Source organism: Crossiella sp. CA-258035 (assembly GCF_030064675.1).
Lineage (GTDB): Bacteria > Actinomycetota > Actinomycetes > Mycobacteriales > Pseudonocardiaceae > Crossiella.
In genome coordinates this window covers 1,270,965-1,293,434 of record NZ_CP116413.1, presented here as the reverse complement: position 1 = coordinate 1,293,434, position 22,470 = coordinate 1,270,965, and the positions used below count along the sequence as shown (strand labels likewise).

Genomic DNA, 22,470 nt, shown 5'->3' with positions numbered 1-22,470 from the left:
GCTCAGCATAGGCGCGTCACCGCCGCTCACACCTGCCTGCGCACCGCCCACACCGCGCCCAGCACGAACAGCACCGCCAGCCCCAGGAAGATCGAGCCCTCCAGCAGGTGCAGCGAGCCGGCCGCGTCGGCCGGGATGACGTCGGCGTATGCCTTGGCCAGCCCGCGCTCGCGGTAGCAGGTGGCCAGGTCGGTCGGCGCGACCTCGTCGCCACGCGCGCCGCAGCCGGTGATCCGGCTGAAGCTGTTGGGCACCACGTTGCCCGCCGCGTCCAGGTGTCCGCTGTCCACCACCAGCGCGCCGCTCTTCGCCGGGACCGCGGTCTGGGTCGGGTCGGCCGCGACCAGGCGGTCCGGGGTGAGCAGCAGCGGCTGGAGACCGGAGAGCACGAACCGGAGCACCACGAACGCGCCGAGCGAGAGGGTCATCGCCATCAGCGTCCGCCGGGACAGCGCGCCGATGAACATGCCGAGGGTGTAGGCGAACACGGTGTAGGTGAACGGGGCGATCCCGCTGCTGCCGAAGTTGTTGTACGCGAACGGTCCCGAGGTCAGTGGCCCCAGCCCACCGGCGGCGTCCAGCCAGCCGCCGACCAGGACTTGCAGCACGATCAGCACGAACAGCGCGGGCACCGCGGTGACCAGGACCTTGCTCGCCATCCAGCGGGCCCGGCTCACCGACTGGGTGAAGGCGAGCACGTGCGTGCCCTGCTCGAACTCCCGCGCGAACAGCGGCGCGCCGATGAAGACGCCGATCAGCGCGGGCAGTGCGAGCACCAGGATCTGCGCGATCTTCAACCGGTCGAACCAGATGTCGCGGAACTCGCCGACGGCCGTGCCGCCACAGGCCGTGCCCGGGGTCAGGCCGTCCGCCACGCAGGCGCCGAGGCCCTTGGCCGCGATGTCGGCGCTCATTCCCGCGCGCAGCAACAGGATCGCCGCCACCCCGGCGAGCAGCGCGACGGCCAGGCTGATCAGCGCCGGGCGCTGCTGCCGCCAGATGATCCAGGTCATGCCGCCACCTCCGCCCGCGCGTCGCGCATGTAACCGAGCGCGAGCTGCCCGAGCCCTGGCCGGTACGCCTGCCAGCCGGGCTGCCTGCCCACGGCGTGCGCGGGCACCAGCACCTGCTGCACCCCGTTGGCCTGCTGCACGTCGATGACCGAGCCGGGCGACACCGGGCACGGCTGGCCGGCCGGGCCGACCAGCAGGGCGTGCTCGCCGACCAGCTGGGCGACGTCACCGGCCAGCCGGACCTGGCCCTCGGTGAGCAGCACCAGGTGGTCGCACACGCCTTCCAGCTCGGCCAGCACGTGCGAGGACAGCAGCACGGTGATGCCCTGGCCCCGGCACTCCGCCACCAGCGTCTCCAGCACGGCCTGCCTGGCCAGCGGATCGAGGTCGGCCAGCGGCTCGTCCAGCATCAGCAGCCGCGGCCGCCTGCCCAGCGCGAGCGCCAGCGCGACCCTGGTGCGCTGCCCGCCGGAGAGCGTGCCGACCTTGGCGGACAGCGGGACGGTGGCCCGCGCCACCAGCTCCTCGGCGTAGGCCTGGTCCCAGGCGGGGTTGGCGTGCCTGCCGAGCCGGAGCGTCTCGGCGACGGTGAACTGCGGGTACAGCGGCTTCTGCTGGGTCAGGAAGGAGACCGCGGAGTGCATGCCGCGGCCGTGGGGCTGCTCGCCGAAGACGGTGATCCGGCCCGCGCTGGGCCGGACCAGGCCGGTGACCATGCCCATCAGCGTGCTCTTGCCCGCGCCGTTGGGCCCGACCAGCGCCACGATCCGGCCCGGCGGGACGGTCAGCGAGCAGTCCCGCAGCGCCCAGCCCCTCGGGTACTTCTTGCCCAGCCCGTCCGCCAGCACCGGCGCGCTCTTCTCCACTGCCATGGGCGACAAGCTACCACCCTTTCACTACTTAACTAGTGAAAGGGTGGTAGCGGCGGCCACGCGGGTAGCCGGGTCAGCCGGTGCAGAACACCGTGGCCTGCACGGCGGCCGCGGCCTCGTTGGTGGCCGGGTCGGCGATGTCGCCGCTGCGCAGGTTGGCCGTGCGCAGCGAGGCGGAGAGCACCATCCGGGTGCTGCCGTCCGGGCTGGCGAAGGCGAAGGTGAGGTAGCCGTGGATGCCGCCGGTGTGGCCGAGCATCGTGCCGCAGCCGGGGCCGCCGTCGCGCTGGATCAGGCCGAGGCCGTACCCGGCGTTGTCGGCCATCGGCCGGGTCTTGCGCATCTCGGCCAGCAGCGGCGGGCTGAGCAGCTCACCGCCCAGCAGTGCGGCCAGGAAGGTGTCCAGGTCCTTGGTGGTGGTGATCATCTCGCCCGCCGCGCCCGCCCAGGACGGGTTGAGCATGGTGACGTCGACGGTGCGCACGGCCTCGGCCTCGCGGTAGGCGTAGTAGCCCCTGGCGTGCGGGCCGGGGATGTCCTCCTGCGCGCCGGGCAGGCTGGTGTCCCACAGGCCCAGCGGCAGGATGACGCGCCTGCGCAGCTGGCTGGCGTAGGAGGTGCCGGTGACCTTCTCGATCAGCAGCCCGGCCAGCAGGTAGTTGGTGTTGGAGTAGGACCAGTCCGTGCCGGGCTCGAAGTTGGCCGGCTTGGTCAGTGCGAGCCGGACCAGCTCGGCGGGCTGGTAGGAGCGGAACCGGCTGTCCACAAAACGTTCGCCCGCCAACGGGATCAGCGACTCGATGCTGCCGTCCGGCCGGTGCTCGCCGGAGTAGTCGAACAGGCCGCTGGTGTGCTGCAACAACATCCGCACCGTGATGCGACCGTCCACAGTGAACTCGGGCAGGTAGTCGCGCACCGGCCGGTCCAGCTCCACCCGGCCCTCGCCGACCAGCTGCAACAGCACGGTGGCGACGAAGACCTTGGTCACGCTGCCGGTGCGGAAGCGGCCGTTGGCCGGCACCGGCGCGCGACCGCCCAGCTTGGTGGCGCCCGCGCTCGCGGTCCAGTCGCCGCGGCGGTCGTGCACCCTGAGCTGGACGCCGACCGCGCCCGCGGCCAGCAGCTCGGTCATCGCCGCGCGCACCTCCGGCCGGTCCTGGGGCGCCGCGGCCGAGGCCGGCGCGGCTCCTGCCAGCAGCGCGCCCGTGGTGAGCAGGGCCGTCAGCATCCGCGTGCTTCTCATCCTGGTTCCTTTGCTCCGCCGCCGTTGGCCGACGGTAACCAGGCCCGGGCTACGCCCACATCGAACTCCAGGCGGATCACCGGGTCCTGCGCAGGGCGTACGGATGATCAGCCGCGCGGGACCAGCAGCTCCCGCAGCGCCAGGTCCAGCGCGGCCAGCAACTCGGCCGATCCCGGCGCGCCCAGCGGCAGGTGCAGCAGCCGCAGCGCGAAACCGTCGCTGAGCGCGAGCAGCAGGTCGGCCAGGGTCGGCACCGGCAGGTCCGCGCGCACCTGGCCGGCTTCCTGGGCGGTGCGCAGGTAGGCCGCGGTGGCGGTGCGCATGTCCCGGTCGTTGGCGTGCAGCCGCTCGCTCCAGTCGGCGCGCACCGCGGCGCGGGCGGTGAACGCGGTCACGATGATCATCTCGGCCCGGCGCTCGGCGTCCAGCGGCAGCGTCTCCAGCAGCAGGTCGCGGAGCAGGGTGAGGTAGTCCCCGTCGGCGGAGAGGGTGGCCCAGCGGCGTTCCAGGCGTTCGCCGGTGAGTTCCAGGGCGAACTCGAAGATCTCCTCCTTGGTGGCGAAGTACTTCTGCACCGCGCCCGCGGACATGCCGGCCTCGGCTGCCACCGTGCGCACGCTGACCGTCTCGATGCCGTCCCTGGCCACCAGCCGCAGCAGCGCCTCGGCGATCATCCGCCGCCGCTGGCCGTGGTCCACGATCCTCGGCACCCGACCTCCGATTGCCCCGTTCGCCCGCTTGCGGATACGATCGTATTCTAATAGGGGAAGGGGCCGCTCATGGCACAGGCCGTCACCGAGGCGCGGCACACGAAGTCCCAGCGACTGGCCGCCGCCCTGACCAAGGGCCCGGTCGAGGTGCTCGACTTCCTGCTGCCGCTGTGGGCGGGCGCGGCCCTCGGCCTGTCCCCCACCCTGGTCGGCACGCTGACCGCGGCCGAGACCCTGGTCTCCTTCCTCATCCGCCCACTGGCCGGGGTGCTGGCCGACCGGTACGACCGGGCCCGGCTGGCCGCGCTCGGCGCGCTCGGCTACGCGGCCTCCTTCGCGCTGTTCGCCCTGGCCACCGGGTTCGGCCTGGCGCTGGTCGCGGCGGTGGTGGGCGGCGCGGGCGGCGCGCTGTTCTGGGTGGCGCTGCGGGCCAAGGTCGGCGAGGACCTGCCGGGTGACAGCGGCGCGTTCAGCAAGCTGTTCGCCGCCGAGGGCGTGGGCACGCTGATCGCGATGGTCGCGGCCATCTCGCTGGTCGCCCGGATCGACTACCCCGGCGTGTTCTGGCTGTGCGCGGCGGCCTGCGTGGCCGCGGCGGTGGTGCTGGCCACCCAGAAGTCCCCCGGCAGGCCCGCCGTCGACTCGGCCTCGCCGAGGCTGCGCGAGCTGGGCGGCCGGATGTACCCGCTGCTCGGCGTCATCGTGATCACCGCGATCGCCGAGGCCGGGGTGGCCCTGCTGCTGCTGATGCACCTGCAGCGCGGGCACAACCTGCAACTGGGCGCGATCGCCACGGTGTTCCTGCCCGGCTTCATCGTCTACAGCGTGCTGCCGGACTATCTGCACGGCGTGGTCACCCGGCTCGGCCGGACCAGGGTGGTCACGGTGGCGCTGCTGCTCAGCGCGGTGTTCGCGGTCGGCCTGTCCTTCGCCCCGCACCCGGTGGTGCTGGCCGGGATGTGGATCCTGTCCGCCGCCGCGTTCGCCGCGGCCATCCCGGTGGAGCAGTCCATCGTGGCCGAGGCCGCGGGCGGCAGCCTCGGCCGGGGCATGGCGATCTACGAGAGCGCCACCCTGCTCGGCGCGACCATCGGCACCTTCGGCGCGGGCCTGCTCTACGACCAGGGCACCGGCTGGCAGATCGCCTGCGTGGTGGCGGCCGTGCTGCTGGCGGCGGCCGCGCTGCTGATGCGCGGCGCGATCCGGCGGATCGGGGTGTCCGACCGGGTGCCCGCGCCGGATCCGGCCGCGGTCGCCGAACCGGCCCCCGCCACCGAGACCGCGCCGGAAACTGTTGCCGCCGAAGCGAAGCCGGACAAGGACGCCCCCGAGCTCAACGTCTGGGCCGGCCACGCGGTGATCTTCGTGGTGGCCCAGGTGGTGCTGGCGATCATCGGCTACAGCTGGCCCTACGAGGCCATCTTCAACGGCCCGCACCCCGCCGAGTGGTGGTGGAACTCCAGCGGCCACCTGCTGCTCAACCTGGGCCGGATCTGGTGCGCGGTGTTCGTGGTGGACACCGTCTGGTCGGTGGGCCGGGTGCTGCTCCACCGGCTCAGGAACCGAGGCTGAGCACCGCCCGCGCCACCCGGTCGTTCTGCCCGAACGCCTCGATCTCCGGCTCCACCCCCGGCCGGTGCACGGTGCCCACGCTGGGCCCGACCGCGAACCGGGCCGGGTGTGCGCGGCCGTCCGCGGCCAGCAGCCGGTGGTCGGCCGGGTGCGCGGCGAGCCGCCCGGTGCGGTAGCGGCCGGTCTCGTCGGCCAGCTCCTCCTCGGCGCACTCACCGCGGCCGAAGAGGTTGCGCAGCAACGCATCCGCGCTCTCGGCCAGGTTCGGCTCGGCCAGCCTGGCCTCGATCAGGAACCGCGCGGGCACCTCGCCCGGCACTCTGGGACTGCTGCCCACGAACCGGCCTGCCGACTCCTCGGCCCGCACCTTCGCCTCCGGGCCGAGGAAGCGCAGCACCCCGGCCTGGGACAGCGCGAGCAGCTCGGCCAGCCGCCTGCCCGGCGGCCCGCTGGTCAGGAAGCTCATGAACGGCAGGAACCAGCCCTCGACCTCGGTGACCTGCGACTTCGCCGTCAGCCGCCCGGCGCCGGCGAGTTGCAGCACGGTCAGCACCGCCCAGGAGATGCCGCCCAGCCCGCCCAGGTCGGGACTCCAGTGCGACTGGCTCCGCCGGTCCAGGTCCGCCCGCACGTGCTCGCGCACCCACTCCTGGAACGCCTCCGCGTCCGGGAAGCTCCTACCGGCCAACGGATCCGTCCAACTGTCCGGATCCGCCCGGTCGGCCGGGTCGGGCACCGCGCGGGCCACCAGGTCGGCCAGTTCCGGGCTGCCCCAGTCGAAGGCGTCCAGCCCGGCCAGGAACTCCGGCCAGCCCAGCCGCACCCGGTCCGGGTGGCCGAGGAACAGCTCGTGGTAGTGCCCGTAGGCGATGTCCTTGCACACCTTCGGCCACAGCTGGTCGAGGAAGCTCAGCTGACCCGGTGGCACGGTGTCGGTGCGGAAGTACCTCGGCAGCTCCGGCGCACCGGCCAGCAGGGCGTTGTCGGACTTGGCGTGGTAGGGCACGCCGGTGCGGGAACCCGCGTACAGCAACGGTTCCAGCCCGGAGGGCTCGTACACCAGGTCCCCGTCCAGGGTGCGCCGGAACTTGCCGCCCCTGCCCTCGGTGAGCAGCACCATGGTGTCGATGAAGGTCAGCCCGAGCCCGCGCAGCAGCACCGGCTCCCCGGCCGGCACCGCGGCCAGCGCGGCCGGATCGGCCTGGCCCCTGGGCAGGTAGCCGAGGCCGTGCCGGTCCGCGAACTCCTGGCAGGCCAGCTCGGCCGGGGTGGCCCGCACGTCCACGTGGCCCTGCGCGAGCACCACCGCGTCCACCACCAGCGTTTCCCCACTGGCCAGCAGGACGTGTTGTCCCGCTTCGGTTTCCCACAGGTCCACCGCCTGGTCCTGGTGCACCCGCACCTGGCCGAGCCGGTCCGCCGCGCGCTGGAAGACCCAGGAGAAGTACGCGCTCGCCAGGGGCCGGGAGGCGAACCACCGCGAGGTGGCTCGGCCCACCTCCTCGGCCAGCTCGTCCCTGGCGAGCGCGCCGGCGCCGGCGGAGCGCGCCCAGTCCCACAGTGACGGGACGTCGTTGTCCGCGCCGGAGAACAGGGTCACGCCGGCCGCCCGCGAGTTCATCCACAGCAGGTTCGGCTGCGCCCGCCGCCAGATCCGCCCTGGACCCGCCGGATACGGGTCCACCACGTGCACCTCGACCGGCCCAGTGGCCAAGGCGCACAACCTGTCCAGTACCCCGGTGCCGCGCGGGCCCGCGCCGATGACGCAGACCCGCAGCGGACCGGGGGCCGATAACGCCCCCATGGTTGCTTTTCCTACGCCGACACCCGGCGGGCAGGCACGCCCACCGGCGGCTTGAGGTGGTCGGCGACCGCCTTGGACACCAGCAGCGGTTCGGCGATCCGCCTGCCGCCGATGGCCGCGTAGTTGGCCATGATGCCCAGTCCGCCGAAGGGCTCGTTGCCGTTGTCGGTGCTGAGCAGGGTGGCGTTCTGGTAGACCTCGTGCCGCCGGGACAACAGCTCCACGGTGGCCGGCAGGTTGCCGTAGACCATCGCGCCCATCGCCCGCTCCTCGAAGAACGGCGTGGTCAGCGTCTCGTGCAGGGCGTCGAGGTCGGTGTAGCTGACCACGTTGAAGATCGGCGCGAATAGCTCCTCGTAGCTGGAGCGCCTGGTCAGCTCGCGACAGAGCACGGTGGGCTGCAACCGCCGGGTGCCCAGCTCGACCTGGCCGCCGTGCACGATGTGCGCGGAGTTGCGGTGCAGGTACTCCAGCGCGAAGCCGAAGGCCTGGTCGTAGTACATCGAGCCGTAGTCGGCCCTGGGGTCGGAGTAGGCGCCGTAGACCAGCTCGTCGATCCGCTTGCCCAGCAGGTCGAGGAACCGTTCCCGCACCGAGGAGTGCACGAACATGACGTCCGGCCCGAAGCAGTCCTGCCCGGAGTTGATCAGGCGGATGTCCACCGCGTCGGCCACCGCGAGGTCCACATCCGCGTCCGGCCCGACGATGATCGGGTTGATGCCCTGGCCGAAGTAGAGGAACAGCTGCTCGGCGCGCAGCTGGCCACGGATCCGCTCGGCGTTGGCGTAGGTGCCGGTGAACAGCACCAGCTCGGCCTCGGCCACCGGGCCGCAGGTGAACTGCCGCTGGGTGCTGGCCGCCAGGGTCACCGGCAGGTTGTGCGCGGGGGCCAGCAGCTCGTGCAGCCTGGTCAGCGGGGACTGGATGTGCGCGGAGGGCCGGAACACCACGTGCTCGCAGTACAGGCTCGGCACCAGCACGTAGAGCACGTAGGCGTAGAGCGGGATGTTGGAGGGCATGAACACCGCGGCGTTGCGCACCAGGCGCGGCTGGTAGGCGGTGACCTCGGCCTCGGCTCCGCGCAGGGTGCGGATCGCGGTCTCCAGCTCACCGACCGCGGTGCGGTGGTTGGACACCTCGCAGAGGATCTCGAGCACCTCCTCGCGGTGCTCCTCCAGGAAGGTCTCCACCGCCCGCAGCGCGGCGGCCCTGCCCGGCAGTGGCACCGCGGTCGACGGGGGTTCGGGCACGGCGAGGGTTCGAACCTCGCCGGCGGTGTCCACGGCATGTGCTGGGAGCGCGCGCATGTCGTCCTTCCCATTGCGGTTGAGCACGGTGATCGGGGCGGCCGAGTTCCGGCCTGGTCGTTCGCGCAGCGGCACACCCTCAACGCACCACCGCCGCACCGAGCGCAGCGTCGCGGCCCGGACCGGCCGCAGTTCCAGCAGCCGTCGCAGGCCCTGGCTGGCTGCCGGGGTCCCGTCCACGACGGTCACGTTCATCCGGGTGATCGCCTCCACCGCCAGGTCGAGCCGATCGGCGGGCAGCACCACCGCGCTGCCCTTGCTCAGCCACCACAGCAGCAGCAGGACCAGCGCGTACGGGTGGGAGAACGGCAGCAGCGGCAGCACCACGTCGGTGTCCCGGAACCCGGCCCGCTGCTGGGCCCCGCGCAGCGCGAAGCGCACCGCGCCGCCGGAACGGACCACCGCGTCGCGCGGGCCGGCAGGCCACACCTCCAGCGCGTGCGCCCGCTGCCACCACTCGGTCAGGTCGAGCTCGAAGCCTTGCGGCGCGGCGGAAACCTCGCGTTCCAGCTCCGCCAGCGGCAGCCGGAACTCGGCCGCCTCGGCGGGCAGTCCGTCCGCGCCGTCGTGCAGCAGCCAGCGCACCGGCGCCTTGCCCAGGATGGCCGCGTGCTCCTCGGTCGGCCGGTCGTCGTCCAGCAGCACCACGGTGGCGTCCACGTGCAGCAGGGTCAGCAGCGCCACCACGTAGCCCAGGGAGTTGCCGCCCAGCAGTGCCACCCGGTCACCGGGTGCGAACCCGTTGTCCCGCAGGTGTTCCGCGAAGACCCGACATCGCGCGCGCAGTCCGTCGAAGGAGGTCACGCCGGACTGGCCGATCAGGCCGACCCCGGTCATTGCCGGGCCAGGCGCAGGTCGTAGGGGTCGGTCAGGTGCGCGACGAACTTGTGGTCGGCGCCGATGTTGCCCAGGTGCCTGCGCAGGATGTCCACGCTCATCTCCCGGATCCGGGCCTCTTCCCGGTCGCTGCCGGACTCGAACTCGGTGTCCATCCGCAGCGCCAGCGGGACCGCCTTCTCCAGCACCTCGTAGATGTGGTCGGCGTAGCCCTCCTGGATGCCGGTGCGCAGCGCGTGCAGCCCGAAGCTGATGTGCCGCGACTCGTCCCGGCACATCGCGATGAAGGCGGACTTGATGCCGTTGAACATGTTCACATCGCGCAGCGAGTGCACCAGGGCCCGCTGCCCGATCAGCGCCAGCACACCCTCGGTGATCAGGTGGAACAGCGTGCAGGCCTGCAACCACTGCCCGTAGTCCAGCGGGCGGGCGGCCAGGTCCTGCACGATCTGGGTCTCCAGCAGGCTCAGTTCCTTGTGCGCGGGGGTGACGATGTTCCAGGCCTCGGCCAGCATCGCCCTCGGGTTCTCCGGCATCTCCAGCACCTCCTCGCCGAGCCGGAACACCGCGCGGGCGTGCCGGGTCTCATCGGCGATCTGGGTGCCCAGGAACAGGGCGTACTCCTCGTCCGGACAGCCGGTGAGGATCGGGCCGAGCATGTCCAGGCCGGTGTACTCGCCGATGATGAAGGTGGCGATGGCCTCCTTGAGCATCACCCGGACGCTCTCCGGCAGGCGCGGGTGGTGCAGCATGTCGTGGTCGCGGCCCAGCGAGAGCTCCTCGGCGGACCACTGCTGGCGCTCCCAGCGTTGGTACAGCTCGATCGGCTTGGGCTTACGGCCCGTCACCAGGTCCGCGTGGCGCAGGACGGCGTCCGCAGGCAGCTGCGGCAGCTCGCCGAGCTTGGCCTCGTCCATGAGAAACGTGCTCCACCTGGTCACAACCGACCTCCAGTTTCATTCGCGCACACGACTTCCCCAAAAGTGGTGATAAACGCGAGTAAAAGGACAGGGGGTGCAGATTCCTGCAGAGCGCGAACGGCGGCGAAGCGTCAGCGATAGGCCTGCGACGTGGCCTAATGTGGCCGACCGTACCTGAGCCTCAAGCGTGACTCAACCGGAGATGGGCTAGCGCTCATCGGGTATTTTGATGCACTGGAGGCCAGCCTCCAGGCCCACTGGGGGTTGTTCGCCCCTCGCGCGCACGTCGTCACCAGGAGTAGCTCGTAAGGATGAGACCGGCAGTCCTGCCCTGGTCCCTGTGAACTAATTCTTCCGGTTGACCACGGTAGGTCTTCCTAGTACTTTCCTCGGCAGATGCAGTCTGTACTGGGGTTTTCGCACAGAGGTGCGAGCTAGGGCACGGCGACGTGTGCCCCTGAGCGCGGACAGCGGCGACAGCGGCGACGTGTGTGCTAAGCACAATATTTGGAACAAAACTGGGGCAGTCGAATTGATCGACTCGATGTGAGTCGAATTCACGCTTCGGGCTCCCTGCGCCCGGCGGGATCGTCCACTCACCCAACGTTTCGAAGTGAATTGTCCTTTTTTATACGTGCCTGATGTGCGAGGTGCCGGCGATGCCGCGCGAACAAATATGCACTCTGGAAAGCATGACCGCGGCCGACTACGTCGCCGTGGAGGGCTGGCTGCGCCCGATGGCCACGACCAGCGCGCTCACCTGCGACATGAACGACCTGGTCACCGCCGAGGCGATCAAGGAAGCCAACGAGAGCGGCAAGGTCCGCAACTTCATGGTGGTGACCACGGCGGGTGACCGGGTCGGCGTGGTGAGCTACCGCCCCAGCGGCGGTCACCGGGCCTACGTCATCGGCGGCGCCATCGGCGATCCCGCGCGGTGGAGCTCCGGGGTCGGCGGCGAGGCCATGGGCCTGCTGGTGGACCACCTGTTCCACCAGCTCAACGCGCACCGGGTGGAGTTCGCCACGGCCGCCTACAACAAGCACACGATCAGCATGCTCACCAAGGGCGGCTTCGTGCTGGAGGGCGTGCTGCGCGACTTCTACTTCCTCGATGGCGAGTACCACGACAAGACGATCTGGTCGCTGCTGCGCGAGGAGTTCGTGGTGGGCGCGCGCCAGTTCAAGGAGCAGATGCCGGTGCTGGACCTGGTGCCCGCCAAGGAGAAGCAGCGGGCGAAGGAGCTGCTCGCCAAGTACATCGCCAACGAGCCGGGCTCCTCCTGGCTCAGCTTCGCCGACCGGGCCGCCAGGGAGCGCCCGTACTAGAGCGAGAGGAGCAGGCCGATGAAACCCTTGGTAGAGCTGTACTCCCTGGCCGACCGGGTGTTCTTCGAGGACCCCGTGCGCTGGGAGCCCGAGACCGCCTTCCCGCTCTCCGACGGCGAGCTGCCCGAGGGCTGGCGGCGTTCCGGCAGTGGTGAGTGGGTCATGCTGCGGCCGCCGGAGGGCAAGCTGCCGGCGCAGGGCTGGAAGATCCACGTCTCGGCCACGCCCTCGGACGCGGCCGAGATCGTCGAGACGGTCGCCGCGCACTGCGTGACGAACTGGATCCCGTTCAAGTTCCTGCGCAGCGTCGCGCTGCTGCGGGCGTTCAACCTCAAGTACGCCCCGCGCGCGGCCAGCGGCAAGCTGGTCACCATCTACCCGAGGGACGAGGTGGAGCTGGCCGCCACGCTGACCGCGCTGGACGCGAAGATCGGCGGCAGGCCGGGCCCCTACATCCTCACCGACCTGCGCTACAACCAGGGCCCGCTCTACGTGCGTTACGGCGGGTTCGAGGAGCGCTACTGCACCAACTCCGACGGCGAGCGGGTGCTGGCCATCCAGCGGCCGGACGGCACGCTGGTGCCGGATGACCGCAGGCCGGTGTTCAGCACGCCGGAGTGGGTCACCGTGCCCAGGGTGCTCGCCGACAGCCTGGCCGCGCGCAACGCCACCGGCGCCACCATGGACTACCGGATCGTCGAGGCGATGCACTTCTCCAACGGCGGCGGGGTCTACAGGGCCGTCCGCAACGCCGACGGCGTCGAGGTCGTGCTCAAGGAGGCCCGGCCGCACGCGGGGCTGGACAAGGACGACGCGGACGCGATCTCCCGGCTGGAGAACGAGGCCACCGCGCTGCGCGCGCTCGACGGCGTGCCCGGCATCCCCCGGTTGCACGAGGTGGCCCAGGTCTGGGAGCACCGGTTCCTGGTGATGGACCTGGTGCCGGGCATCAACCTGCACCACTGGCTGGCGCTGAACTTCCCGCTGATCGGCTCTTCCACACCGGAGCAGCGCCGCGCCTGGGTGGCGCGCGCGATGCGGGTGCTGGCCAAGGTGACCGAGCTGGTGGCCGCGGTGCACGAGCGGGGCATCGTCTTCGCTGACCTGCACCCGGCCAACATCATGATCAACGAGCGGGACGGCGAGGACGAGATCTTCCTGGTCGACTTCGAGGCCGCCTCGCCGATCGCGGAGCACCGCAGGCAGCGCTTCGGCCACGCCGGGTTCACCAACCGGGACAAGACCGGCGCGGACATCGACCGGCACGCCCTCGCGGTGCTCAAGCTGTGGCTGTTCCTGCCGCTGACCTCGATCGTCGGCCTGGCGCCCGGCAAGCTGGCCGAGCTGGTGGAGATCGCCACCGGGCTCTTCGAGCTGCCCGGGGACTTCGCCTCCTCCATCCTCTCCGTGGTCGGCGAGGTGACCCCGCCCAACGCGACGGTCAGCACGCTGCCGCGCACCGGGCCGGTGCGCGCGGGCGCGGAGTGGACCGAGCTGCTGCCCTCGATCGCCGCGGCGATCACCGCCAGCGCCACCCCCGACCGCCGGGACCGGCTCTTCCCCGGCGACCTGGAGCAGTTCCGCTCCGGCGGCGGCACCTTCGCACACGGCGCGGCCGGCGTGCTGTGGGCCTTGTCCAGCACCGGTTTTGAGCTCGACCCGGACCACCAGCGCTGGCTGCTGGCCGACGCGGAGAAGCCCAGGGAGAAGATCGGCTTCTACGACGGCGCGCACGGCATCGCGCACGTGCTCGACCTGCTCGGCCACCCCGGCCCGGCCGCGGACCTGTTGTCCCGCACCGATGAGACGCTGATCGGCGATGTCACGCTGTACAGCGGCCTGGCCGGGGTCGGGCTGAACCTGTTGCACCTGGCCGAGCGCCAGGACGAACCGGCGCACCGGAAACGGGCCCTGGAGGTCGCGCGCCGCCTCGGCGCGGCGATCACCAGCGGCGAGCCGCACGGCGTGGACAAGCCACCCGGCGAGCTGGGCCGGGCGCGGCAGGCCGGCACGCTGGGCGGGCTGCTGCGCGGCTGGTCCGGTCCGGCGCTGTTCCTGCTCCGGCTGTACCAGTCCACTCAGGACGGTCAGTGGCTGGAGCTGGCGGTGCGGGCGGCACATCGGGACCTGGACCTGTGCGTGAGCGCGCCGGACGGCTCGCTGCAGGTGGACGGCGGCTACCGGATGCTGCCCTACCTGGACGTGGGCTCGGCCGGTATCGCGCTGGTGGCCGACGAGCTGGTCAGGGAGATCGCGGATGAGCGGCTGCTGACCGCGCTGCCGCTGCTCGCGCAGGCCTGCCAGAGCGAGTTCATCCTGGAACCCAGCCTTTTTCACGGCCGGGCCGGATTGCTCGCGGTAATCTCTGGACTTTCCAGGGGTGCGTCTGAAATAATTAGTGACAAGCGGGTGAAAGCGCATCTCGACGGGATGCACCACTACCCACTCGCCTACTGTGGACATGTCTCTTTCCCCGGTGACGGATGTAGCCGCTTGTCCATGGATATCGCAACGGGTAACGCCGGCGTGCTGACCGCGTTGAGCGCGGCGCTGCGCGGCGGGACACCGTTCCTCCCATTCCTGTCCGGCACGGATCACCGTGCCCGGTCCGGGGGTATGCAACAGGGCCAGGCGAACATTCAACTGGAGGGGTGAACCATGTCTATTCTCGACTTGCAGGGCCTGTCGGTGGACGCGGCGGAGCAGATCGTGGCCGCCAGTCCCATCAGCATGGGCTGCTGACAACCCAAAGACCAGCCAGGAGCGCGCTGCCTGGCTCTGTGGACATGATCCTTTTCCACGGCGACGAATGTGGCCGCTTGTCCATGCACGACGCACCACCAAGTCAGGACAAACGAATTTCGTCAGGAAAGGTGAATACAATGGCTATTCTCGACCTGCAGGGCCTCGACACCAACGCCGCCGAGCTGACCATGACCGGCAGCACCGTCTCCAACGGCTGCTGAATCAGCTCCACCGGTAACACCTGCACCAACCCAAACATTCTTCAGGAAAGGTGAATACAATGGCTATTCTCGACCTGCAGGGCCTGGACACCGCCGCGGCTGAGCTGACCATGACCGGCAGCACCGTCAGCAACTCCTGCTGAATTACCGGGTGCGGCGAGTGAGTTGATCGCTCGCCATCCAGGTGACGTCCGGTGCAGGCGCTCGCAGTGCCTGCACCGGACTTTCCGCACCTCGCCCGGGACCTCCCGGACGGATGGGGAAGGCCCAGGACATGACAGCAGCGCCGACCAGGCGGCCGGGCGGACGGCACCGCAAGCCGCCGCCGGGCAGGCACCGGCTCCGCAAGGACCGCCGCTCCGGGCAGTACTCGGTGGCGCAGTTCGCCTTCGGGGTCAACCTGGTCGGCAACGGCATCGGCGGGGTCGGCCTGCCGCTGTTCGTGCTGGACGCGACCAACGACATCGCCTTCACCGGCATCATCGTCACCGTCGCGGTGATCAGCTCGATCGGCACCGGCCTGTTCATGGGCCCGGTGATCGACCGGTTCGGCATGCGCGCCTCGTGGATCTTCTCCATCAGCATCGGCTCGGCGATCACCGTGCTGATGTACACCCTGCACCTGGCCGGCATGCTGCCCGCCTGGCTGCTGCTGGCGCTGTGCTTCGTCCGCGCCGCGGCCGACGAACCGGGCCGGGTGGCCACCTTCGGCCTGCTCCCGGCCCTGGCGGAGAGCTCGGGCCACTCGCTGGAGCGGGCCAACGCCACGCTGCGCGCGATGAACGCGATCGCCACCATGGCCAGCCCGATCCTGGTCGGCGCGATCGTCAGCCTCTTCGGCAGTGCCACCATCCTGCTCGTGGACGCCATCGCCGGCGCGCTGGCCGCGGTCATCGTGATCTTCTTCCTGGTCCGCGCGGTGGAGCAGGTCCCGGCGGATGAGCAGCAGGAGGAGGAGACCGAGGAGTTCGACCGCCTCGGCTACCGGCAGCGCTTCGTGGCCGCGGTGAAGTTCTTCTGGGGCGACAAGCTGCTGCGGGTGGTGATCATCGCCACCACCGTGTTCAGCGGCCTGGACACCGGCCTGGCCAGCATCGGGCTGACCGCCTACGCGAACGAGGTGCTCGGCTCGGTGGCCTGGTACGGCGGCCTGGTCGGCGCGTTCGGCGTGGGCTCGCTGATCGGCACCATCGGCTACGGGGTGCTCGGGCCGCGCCTGCCCAGGCGCGGGGCCTACCTGACCGCCTACACCGGCATGGCCCTGCTGCTCCTGCTGCTGGCCGTGCAGACCGACGTGCCGATCGCACTGGCCATCATGGCGGTGGCCGGCGTGGTGACCAGTCCGGTGGACCTGCTGTTCATGCAGGCGCTGCAGGAACGGGTGCCCAAAGCGATGTTCGGTGGAGTCACCAGCATTGCTACTACTATCGTGTCAGGGCCGAGCCCGATCGCAGTCTCCTTGCTCACCTGGCTGTTGGCCACGATGGGCAGCCATCACACTTTCGTGGTTATCGGAAGCTGCTATCTTCTGCTCGCGCTGTCACTGTTCCTTGTCCGCCCGCTGCGCCAGCTGTGAGCGGGCACCAGCGTCACTGGGAGGTTCCTTGTCGAAAAACGTGAAGTCGCTGTTCATCGGCGCGTTCATGCTCATCGTCGGCCTGATTCTCGCCTTCACCACCAAGGGAGTCGAGACGCCGATCATCTCGCTGGACAAGGTGGGCATCGTGCTCGCCGTGCTCGGCGGTATCGAACTGGTCATCACCGGCGCCATGATGATCTTTCCGTCGAAGAAGGACAGCCGCGCCTGAACGCGGGGCAACGGCCGGGAAAACTCTCCCCCAGGGAGTTTTCCCGGCCGTTGTGCGTTTGTGGCACATCACGTTCATGAATGCGGTTTCATCCGATCGGGTTGTTCCGCGGCGTTGGTCGGTTACCATTGTTCCGTTGGCCTGTGGTTCGCACCGGCGCGCTCGATGAGTTCTGGGGTTGATGCCTCGCGCGAGGCTCCTCATCGATGCCCTTCACCGCCGCACCACCGGCCCTGCAACTTGTGGTGACCATCCCTGGAGGCTGCCGTGGCCGATGCCATCTACTTTCCCGGACTCGTTCCGACGACCTTTCCCACGATCGCGAGCTTCCTGCAGGAGAACGAGTACGCGCAGGAGCGGCTGCGGATCGCGGACGAGGTCCTGGGCTACTCGCTGATCTCGGCCTACGAGCACGCCGAGATCTACGACTGGGAGGTGTACGAGGCCGGCTACATGGCGCTGACCCTGGCGCTGGCCGACTGGGCCGATGACCACCTGGACCTGTCACCGGTTGTCTTCGGCGGGCAGAGCTTCGGTGCGATCATCGGATCGGTCTACGCCGGTGTTCTGTCCTATGAGGACGGTCTGCGGCTGGTGCGGGAGAGCGCCAAGGTGGAGGTCGACTACTTCGAGGGACTGGCAGAACCGCTGGGCTGCTTCTTCTTCTATCGCCTCGACGGGGCCGCCGTGGATAGGCTCGTCGCACGCTGTCAGGCCGAGGGCCGCAAGGTGGAGGCGTCGATCTACCTGGACAACTCCGTGCACGCGGTCTCCGGCGTGATGGCCGACCTGGAGTACTTCCGCGAACTCGTCCGCGAGGAGGGTGGATTCCCGTTCTACCTGATGAACCGCGCGGAGCACTGCACCATGGTGACCAGCCTGCGCCAGCGGCTGGAGTCCGAGGTCTACCGCAAACTCAACTGGCGCCCAGCCCGCGTCCCGATGCTCTCCGACGTCACCGGTGAGCTGATCACCGACCCGGAAGCGATCATGGCCGACCTGCTGGACGGCTGGGTCACCCCGGTGCGCTGGTCCACCGTGGTCGAGGGGATCCGGCGGAGCAAGGCACAGCAGGCCTACATCATCGGGCCGCGCAACATGTTCTCCCGGCTCACCGGGGACACCGTGCCGACCGCCGTGGTCACCCCGAAGGCCGTGCAGGAGTACCTGGACAAGGGTTTCGCCGGGCCGCGCGGCCGGGTGCTGCCCGCGGCGGCGAGCGCCTGAGCCGAGGGGAACGAGATGAGCAAGAGCAGCGAGGCGGTACAGGCCGAGTTCCGTCGATTACGACGCCGCGTAGTGGTCACCGGCTGGGGCGCGGTCACCCCGCTCGGCGTCGGCGTGCCCACCACCTGGTCGGCGATGCTGGCCGGGCAGAGCGGGATCCGCCGGGTGGCCTCGATCTCCGCCGATGACCTGGGTTGCCAGATCACCGGCGAGATCCACGACTGGGACCCGGAGGCGCACCTGCCGCGCAAGATCGCCAGGCGCACCGACAGCTACGCCCAGTACGCGCTGACCGCGGCCACCGAGGCGGTGGAGGCGGCGAAACTGGTCTTCGACCCGGAGCTGGCGGCCCGCACGGGTGTGCTGGTCGGCAGCGGCTACGGGCCGGTGAACTACAACAACAAGCTGCCGGACCTGTTGCGGGAGAAGGGTCCGCGCGCGATCAGCCCGCTGTCCCAGGTGACCGGCGCGATGGACAGCGCGGCGGTGGAGATCAGCCTGCTGTTCGGCACCACCGGTCCGTGCCGGGCGATGAGCACCGCCTGCGCCACCGGCACCGACTCCATCGGCGAGGCGGCCAGGCTGATCCAGTACGGCGCGGTGGACGTGGCCATCGCCGGTGGCGCGGACAACTGCATCAGCCGCGCGGACCTGGCGGGCTGCGGCAACGCCCGCGCGCTGACCGGCCGCAACGACGCGCCCGAGGAGGCTTCCCGGCCCTTCGACGAGGACCGGGACGGGTTCGTGATGAGCGCGGGCGCGGGCGTGGTGGTGCTGGAGGCGGCCGACCACGCGATCGAGCGCGGCGCCCCGATCCTGGCCGAGGTGGCCGGGTTCGGCGCCAGCGCGGACTCCTTCCACTGGACCGCGCCGCACCCCGAGGGCACCGGGGCGAAGGCCGCGATGCGGGCCGCGCTGGCCGACGCGGGCATCTCGCCCGAGCAGGTCGACTACGTCAACGCGCACGGCACCAGCACCCCGCTCGGCGATGCCAGGGAGGTGCGCTCGATCCGCGAGGTGCTCGGTGAGCGGGCCACCCAGATCCCGGTCAGCTCCACCAAGTCGATGACCGGGCACATGATCGGCGCGGGCGGCGCGGTCGAGGCGATCGTGTGCGGGATGGCGATCAGGGAGGGCATTGTGCCGCCCACCATCAACTGCCACAAGCCGCTGGACCCGGAGATGAACTTCGTGCCGCACACCCCGCAGCAGCACGACATCCGGGTGGCGATGAACAACTCCTTCGGCTTCGGCGGGCACAACGCCGTGCTGGTGCTGCGCCGCTGGGCGGTCTGAGACCTGCGCCCGTGCCCGGTGACCTCGACACCCGGGCACGGGCGCGATCACTCAGCCGGGCGCGCCGAAGAGCTTCACCGTCTTGCGCGCGATCCACTGCCCCGCGGTCACCGTCTCCCCCGGCGCGTCGTGGTTGGGCTGGTAGAAGAACGGGATGGACAGCCGGGAGGAGGTGTCACCGCGCGCCGGGTTGACCACCCGGTGCAGCGTCGACTGCCACCGCCCGCCGGTCCACAGCGCCATCAGGTCGCCGATGTTGACCACGAAGCTGCCCGGAATGGCCGCCACGTCGTGCCAGCCCTCGCCGTGGCGCACCTGGAGGCCGCCGAGGTCGTTCTCCTGGCACAGCACGGTGAGCACGCCGAAGTCGGTGTGCGCGCCGCGCCGCAGCTGACCGGGCAGGGGCGGTTCCAGCTGCGGGTAGTAGTAGTTGGCGACCAGCGCGGAGACGTGCCGGTCGAACCGGTCGGCGAAGTGCTGCTCCGGCAGGTCCAGCGCGAGCGCGGACAGCCGCAGCAGGTCCGCGGACAGCTCGGTGAGCGCGGCCAGGTACCGCTGCCAGGTTTCCTCGAACTCAGCGGGGTTCCGCGGCCAGTCGTTGGCCAGCTTCCAGGTGGCCCAGTAGTCGCCGAGCCGGGCGCGCTCCGGTTCGCTGAGCTCGCCGGTGACGTGCGCGCCGAAGGACTCGCACAGGTCCGGCGGACTCTCCTGGTCCATGCTCAGCGCGGTGGTCCCGCCGGAGCGCCGGAAGCTGGCCACGAGCTCCTTCTCCTTGGCAGGCAACCGGAAGAAGGCGTTGGTGACGGCGAACATGCGATCGATCAGCTGCTGTGGCACGCCGTGGCCGACGATGACGAAGAAGCCGGAGGACTCGCAGGCGGCGCCGATTTCCCTTGCCAGCGCGGCTCTTCCGGGGCCGTGCCGTCCGGCGAGGTCGATGACCGGGACGTGGCTCATGCGGTTTTCCTTTCCAGGGTGAGGAAGGTGTGCAGCAGCGCGGCGGCGAGCAGGATGCCCACCGCCACGGTCAGCTCGGCCGCACTGGTGACCACGGTGTTGAGCAACGCGGTGCCCAGCGCCGCGCCGAGCTGCTGGCAGGCGTGGTAGGAGGCGGAGACCGAGCCCAGCTGGTCGGGGGCGGCCGCCGCGGTGGCCAGGATCGCGGTGGGCGGCAGCACACAGCCCAGGCCGAGGCCGGTGAGCACCAGCGCGGGCAGCAGGTACAGCGGCAGCGCGTGCGGGCTGTCCGGGGTGAGCCAGGTGAGCACGAACACCCCGGCCGCCGCGGCGAGCAGGCCGGCGCGGATCAGCGTGCCCGGCCGCACCCTGCCGTGCAGCCTGCCCGCGATCAGGGTGGCCCCGGCGAGCGCGGCCAGCGCGTTGACGATCAGCGTCAGCCCGGCTTGCACGGGTGTGTAGCCCAGTTCGTGCTGGGTGTAGTAGCTGAGGAACAGGTAGAAGCCGAACATCGCGACGAACATCAGCGTGATGGCCAGGAACGCGCCGCCCCGCGTCCGGTGCCAGAAGGTCCTCCTTTCCACCGCGACAAAAGCGGCCAGCAGCAGCACTCCGGCGGCGAGCAGGCCGAGCACCACCGGCGAGCCCCAGCCCCGCGACTCGGCCTCGGCGCAGGCGTAGACCACCGCGACGAAGCCGCCGGTGCTCAGCAGCGCCCCGGTCACGTCGAACCGCCAGCCGCTCACCGGCCGGTCCTTCGGCAGGAACACCGTGCCCAGCAAGGCCAGCAGCGCCACCGGCACGTTGAGGTAGAGGCACCACCGCCAGCTCGCGTACTCGGTCAGCAGCCCGCCCGCGACCAGCCCGGCCGCCGAGCCCGCCGCCCCCACCGCGGCGAACACCCCGAACGCCCGCCCGCGTTCCCTGGTCCCGGTGAACGTGGTGCTCAGCAGCGCCAGCCCGGCCGGCGCGAGCACCGCGGCGAAGACCCCCTGCAACGCCCTGGCCGCGAACAGCGTGCCGGGCGTGGTGGCCGCCCCGCCCAGCGCGGAGGCCGCGGCGAACCCGGCCAGCCCGATGCCGAAGGCCCGCCGGTGCCCCAGCGCGCCGCTGATCCGGCCGCCGATGAGCAGCAGTCCGCCGAAGGCCAGGGCGTAGGCGGTGATCGCCCACTGGCGGCTGGCGTCGGTCATGCCGAGCGCGCGCTGCGCCGAGGGCAGCGCGATGTTCACGATCGTGCCGTCCAGCACCACCAGCAGCTGGGCCGCGCTCACCACCGGCAGCGTCAAACGCCTGATTTCCATGTGGCGCAACGCTATTCCTGTTGCCCGAGTCGTCACACGAGTTGACCGCGCGGGCAACTCGCGCTGGTCTGGACCAGTGGGCGCCCTCCGCGCCGACTGGTCCGCCCCCGGAAGTAGGTGTCCGCACCGGCGCGGTTTTGGTCGAATGGAAGGCGCGCACGGGCGCGAAGGGTTCGAACTTGCGCGGGATGTCCTTGCCGCCGGGGCCAACCGCGGGATTTGGGGTTGGATATGGGTGGCATGTCACGACTGCTGGGACTCGGGCTCGCGGTGCTCTGCGCCACGCTGGGCCTGACCGCACCGGCGAGCAGCGCGGAAGCGGCGGAGACCTGCGCGGTGAAGTCGAAACCGGCGGGCAAGGTGCTGCACGGGTACTGGGAGAACTGGGACGGCGCGGTCAACGGCGTGCACCCGCCGTTCGGCTGGACGCCGATCACCGACCCGCGGATCCGCGAGCACGGCTACAACGTGATCAACGCGGCCTTCCCGGTGATCCGCTCCGACGGCACCGTGCTGTGGGAGGACGGGATGGACGCCACGGTCAAGGTGGCCACCCCGGCGGAGATGTGCGCGGCCAAGGCGGCCGGGCTGACCATCCTGATGTCCATCGGCGGCGCGACCGCGGGCATCGACCTGAGCTCCTCGGCGGTGGCCGACCGGTTCGTGGCCACCGTGGTGCCGATCCTGAAGAAGTACAACTTCGACGGCATCGACATCGACATCGAGACCGGCCTGGTGGGCAGCGGCAACATCAACCAGCTCTCGCCCTCGCAGGCCAACCTGATCCGGATCATCGACGGCGTGCTGGCCGCGATGCCGTCGAACTTCGGCCTGACCATGGCCCCGGAGACCGCCTACGTCACCGGCGGCAGCGTGGTCTACGGCTCGATCTGGGGCGCCTACCTGCCGATCATCAAGAAGTACGCGGACAACGGCCGCCTGTGGTGGCTGAACATGCAGTACTACAACGGATCCATGTACGGCTGTGCCGGCGACTCCTACCAGGCGGGCACCGTGCAGGGCTTCACCAAGCAGACCGACTGCCTGGACAAGGGCCTGGTCATCCAGGGCAGCACGATCCGGGTGCCCTACGACAAGCAGGTGCCCGGCCTGCCCGCGCAGCCGGGTGCTGGCGGCGGCTACATGTCGCCGAGCCTGGTCTCGCAGGCCTGGCGGCACTACGGCGGCAAGCTCAAGGGCCTGATGACCTGGTCGATCAACTGGGACGGCTCGAAGAACTGGACCTTCGGCAACAACGTGAAGTCCTTGCAGGGCCGGTGAAACGCGACGAGGCCGCGCCTGCCAG

At 70.5% G+C, this 22,470-nt stretch carries 19 protein-coding genes; 10 read left to right on the top strand and 9 right to left on the bottom strand.

Features of this window, described 5'->3' with window-relative positions; translation table 11 throughout:
- Window positions 1–26 precede the first annotated feature (26 nt).
- The 4 genes from N8J89_RS06185 to N8J89_RS06170 form a co-directional block, all read right to left on the bottom strand.
- Window positions 27–1,013, bottom strand: coding sequence for an ABC transporter permease (locus N8J89_RS06185; protein WP_283663389.1), 987 nt, complete (start codon window positions 1,011–1,013; stop codon window positions 27–29).
- The gene (locus tag N8J89_RS06180) at window positions 1,010–1,885 is read right to left on the bottom strand and encodes an ABC transporter ATP-binding protein (RefSeq protein WP_283663388.1); all 876 of its coding nucleotides are present in this window, start codon (window positions 1,883–1,885) and stop codon (window positions 1,010–1,012) included. Before N8J89_RS06180 ends, N8J89_RS06185 begins: the two co-directional genes overlap by 4 nt.
- A gap of 73 nt (window positions 1,886–1,958) precedes the next feature.
- The gene (locus N8J89_RS06175; RefSeq protein ID WP_283663387.1) at window positions 1,959–3,128 is read right to left on the bottom strand and encodes a serine hydrolase domain-containing protein; all 1,170 of its coding nucleotides are present in this window, start codon (window positions 3,126–3,128) and stop codon (window positions 1,959–1,961) included.
- A 107-nt stretch (window positions 3,129–3,235) separates the two neighbouring features.
- Complete coding sequence (locus N8J89_RS06170) at window positions 3,236–3,838, bottom strand: TetR/AcrR family transcriptional regulator (RefSeq protein WP_283663386.1); 603 nt, start codon at window positions 3,836–3,838, stop codon at window positions 3,236–3,238.
- Window positions 3,839–3,907: 69 nt separating this feature from the next.
- Here N8J89_RS06170 and N8J89_RS06165 point away from each other — a divergent pair, with 69 nt between their 5' ends.
- Entirely contained in the window at window positions 3,908–5,410 is a 1,503-nt protein-coding gene (locus tag N8J89_RS06165) for an MFS transporter (protein ID WP_283663385.1), read from the top strand.
- On the opposite strand, the gene N8J89_RS06160 is transcribed toward N8J89_RS06165, so the two are convergent.
- From N8J89_RS06160 to N8J89_RS06150, 3 genes are read right to left on the bottom strand one after another with little or no spacing between them, the layout of a single operon-like run.
- Entirely contained in the window at window positions 5,394–7,214 is a 1,821-nt protein-coding gene (locus N8J89_RS06160) for an FAD/NAD(P)-binding protein (protein WP_283663384.1), read from the bottom strand. The two genes, N8J89_RS06165 and N8J89_RS06160, sit on opposite strands and share 17 nt — an antisense overlap.
- A gap of 11 nt (window positions 7,215–7,225) precedes the next feature.
- On the bottom strand, window positions 7,226–9,358 hold the full coding sequence (locus N8J89_RS06155) for an aldehyde dehydrogenase family protein (RefSeq protein WP_283663383.1): 2,133 nt from the start codon (window positions 9,356–9,358) through the stop codon (window positions 7,226–7,228).
- Window positions 9,355–10,275: a ribonucleotide-diphosphate reductase subunit beta gene (locus N8J89_RS06150; RefSeq protein ID WP_283663382.1), complete on the bottom strand. Its 921-nt coding sequence runs from the start codon at window positions 10,273–10,275 to the stop codon at window positions 9,355–9,357. The genes N8J89_RS06155 and N8J89_RS06150 overlap by 4 nt, the downstream gene beginning before the upstream one ends.
- A gap of 695 nt (window positions 10,276–10,970) precedes the next feature.
- Between N8J89_RS06150 and N8J89_RS06145 the strand changes: the two genes are divergently transcribed.
- The 8 genes from N8J89_RS06145 to fabF all read left to right on the top strand — a co-directional run bounded on the left by N8J89_RS06145 (window position 10,971) and on the right by fabF (window position 18,903).
- Window positions 10,971–11,606 carry a GNAT family N-acetyltransferase gene (locus tag N8J89_RS06145; protein ID WP_283663381.1) on the top strand — a complete coding sequence of 212 codons (636 nt, stop codon included), beginning with the start codon at window positions 10,971–10,973 and terminating at the stop codon, window positions 11,604–11,606.
- A gap of 18 nt (window positions 11,607–11,624) precedes the next feature.
- Window positions 11,625–14,261: a class III lanthionine synthetase LanKC gene (gene lanKC / locus N8J89_RS06140; protein WP_283663380.1), complete on the top strand. Its 2,637-nt coding sequence runs from the start codon at window positions 11,625–11,627 to the stop codon at window positions 14,259–14,261.
- Between the two features lie 125 nt (window positions 14,262–14,386).
- Complete coding sequence (locus N8J89_RS06135) at window positions 14,387–14,572, top strand: hypothetical protein (protein WP_283663379.1); 186 nt, start codon at window positions 14,387–14,389, stop codon at window positions 14,570–14,572.
- 50 nt (window positions 14,573–14,622) lie between these two features.
- Window positions 14,623–14,715 carry a SapB/AmfS family lanthipeptide gene (locus tag N8J89_RS06130; RefSeq protein WP_283663378.1) on the top strand — a complete coding sequence of 31 codons (93 nt, stop codon included), beginning with the start codon at window positions 14,623–14,625 and terminating at the stop codon, window positions 14,713–14,715.
- Between the two features lie 131 nt (window positions 14,716–14,846).
- Window positions 14,847–16,148: an MFS transporter gene (locus N8J89_RS06125; RefSeq protein ID WP_283663377.1), complete on the top strand. Its 1,302-nt coding sequence runs from the start codon at window positions 14,847–14,849 to the stop codon at window positions 16,146–16,148.
- 40 nt (window positions 16,149–16,188) lie between these two features.
- Window positions 16,189–16,380: a DUF5708 family protein gene (locus tag N8J89_RS06120; RefSeq protein ID WP_283663376.1), complete on the top strand. Its 192-nt coding sequence runs from the start codon at window positions 16,189–16,191 to the stop codon at window positions 16,378–16,380.
- 267 nt (window positions 16,381–16,647) lie between these two features.
- A complete protein-coding gene (locus N8J89_RS06115; protein ID WP_283663375.1) occupies window positions 16,648–17,607 on the top strand; it encodes a hypothetical protein in 960 nt (319 codons plus the stop codon).
- A gap of 15 nt (window positions 17,608–17,622) precedes the next feature.
- A complete protein-coding gene (fabF, locus tag N8J89_RS06110; RefSeq protein ID WP_283663374.1) occupies window positions 17,623–18,903 on the top strand; it encodes a beta-ketoacyl-ACP synthase II in 1,281 nt (426 codons plus the stop codon).
- Between the two features lie 51 nt (window positions 18,904–18,954).
- On the opposite strand, the gene N8J89_RS06105 is transcribed toward fabF, so the two are convergent.
- The gene (locus N8J89_RS06105; RefSeq protein WP_283663373.1) at window positions 18,955–19,860 is read right to left on the bottom strand and encodes an isopenicillin N synthase family dioxygenase; all 906 of its coding nucleotides are present in this window, start codon (window positions 19,858–19,860) and stop codon (window positions 18,955–18,957) included.
- Entirely contained in the window at window positions 19,857–21,164 is a 1,308-nt protein-coding gene (locus tag N8J89_RS06100) for an MFS transporter (RefSeq protein WP_283663372.1), read from the bottom strand. Before N8J89_RS06100 ends, N8J89_RS06105 begins: the two co-directional genes overlap by 4 nt.
- Window positions 21,165–21,404: 240 nt before the next feature.
- Here N8J89_RS06100 and N8J89_RS06095 point away from each other — a divergent pair, with 240 nt between their 5' ends.
- Window positions 21,405–22,445 (top strand): chitinase, encoded by a 1,041-nt coding sequence (locus tag N8J89_RS06095; RefSeq protein WP_256508794.1) that lies wholly within the window; start codon window positions 21,405–21,407, stop codon window positions 22,443–22,445.
- Window positions 22,446–22,470: the final 25 nt, after the last annotated feature.

Coding starts and splice junctions, on each gene's coding strand:
- N8J89_RS06105 (WP_283663373.1), bottom strand. CDS start 19,860: ATGAGCCACGTCCCGGTCATCGACCTCGCCGGACGGCACGGCCCCGGA.
- fabF (WP_283663374.1), top strand. CDS start 17,623: ATGAGCAAGAGCAGCGAGGCGGTACAGGCCGAGTTCCGTCGATTACGA.
- N8J89_RS06095 (WP_256508794.1), top strand. CDS start 21,405: ATGTCACGACTGCTGGGACTCGGGCTCGCGGTGCTCTGCGCCACGCTG.
- N8J89_RS06145 (WP_283663381.1), top strand. CDS start 10,971: ATGACCGCGGCCGACTACGTCGCCGTGGAGGGCTGGCTGCGCCCGATG.
- lanKC (WP_283663380.1), top strand. CDS start 11,625: ATGAAACCCTTGGTAGAGCTGTACTCCCTGGCCGACCGGGTGTTCTTC.
- N8J89_RS06160 (WP_283663384.1), bottom strand. CDS start 7,214: ATGGGGGCGTTATCGGCCCCCGGTCCGCTGCGGGTCTGCGTCATCGGC.
- N8J89_RS06185 (WP_283663389.1), bottom strand. CDS start 1,013: ATGACCTGGATCATCTGGCGGCAGCAGCGCCCGGCGCTGATCAGCCTG.
- N8J89_RS06100 (WP_283663372.1), bottom strand. CDS start 21,164: ATGGAAATCAGGCGTTTGACGCTGCCGGTGGTGAGCGCGGCCCAGCTG.
- N8J89_RS06175 (WP_283663387.1), bottom strand. CDS start 3,128: ATGAGAAGCACGCGGATGCTGACGGCCCTGCTCACCACGGGCGCGCTG.
- N8J89_RS06150 (WP_283663382.1), bottom strand. CDS start 10,275: ATGGACGAGGCCAAGCTCGGCGAGCTGCCGCAGCTGCCTGCGGACGCC.
- N8J89_RS06180 (WP_283663388.1), bottom strand. CDS start 1,885: ATGGCAGTGGAGAAGAGCGCGCCGGTGCTGGCGGACGGGCTGGGCAAG.
- N8J89_RS06125 (WP_283663377.1), top strand. CDS start 14,847: ATGACAGCAGCGCCGACCAGGCGGCCGGGCGGACGGCACCGCAAGCCG.
- N8J89_RS06165 (WP_283663385.1), top strand. CDS start 3,908: ATGGCACAGGCCGTCACCGAGGCGCGGCACACGAAGTCCCAGCGACTG.
- N8J89_RS06155 (WP_283663383.1), bottom strand. CDS start 9,358: ATGACCGGGGTCGGCCTGATCGGCCAGTCCGGCGTGACCTCCTTCGAC.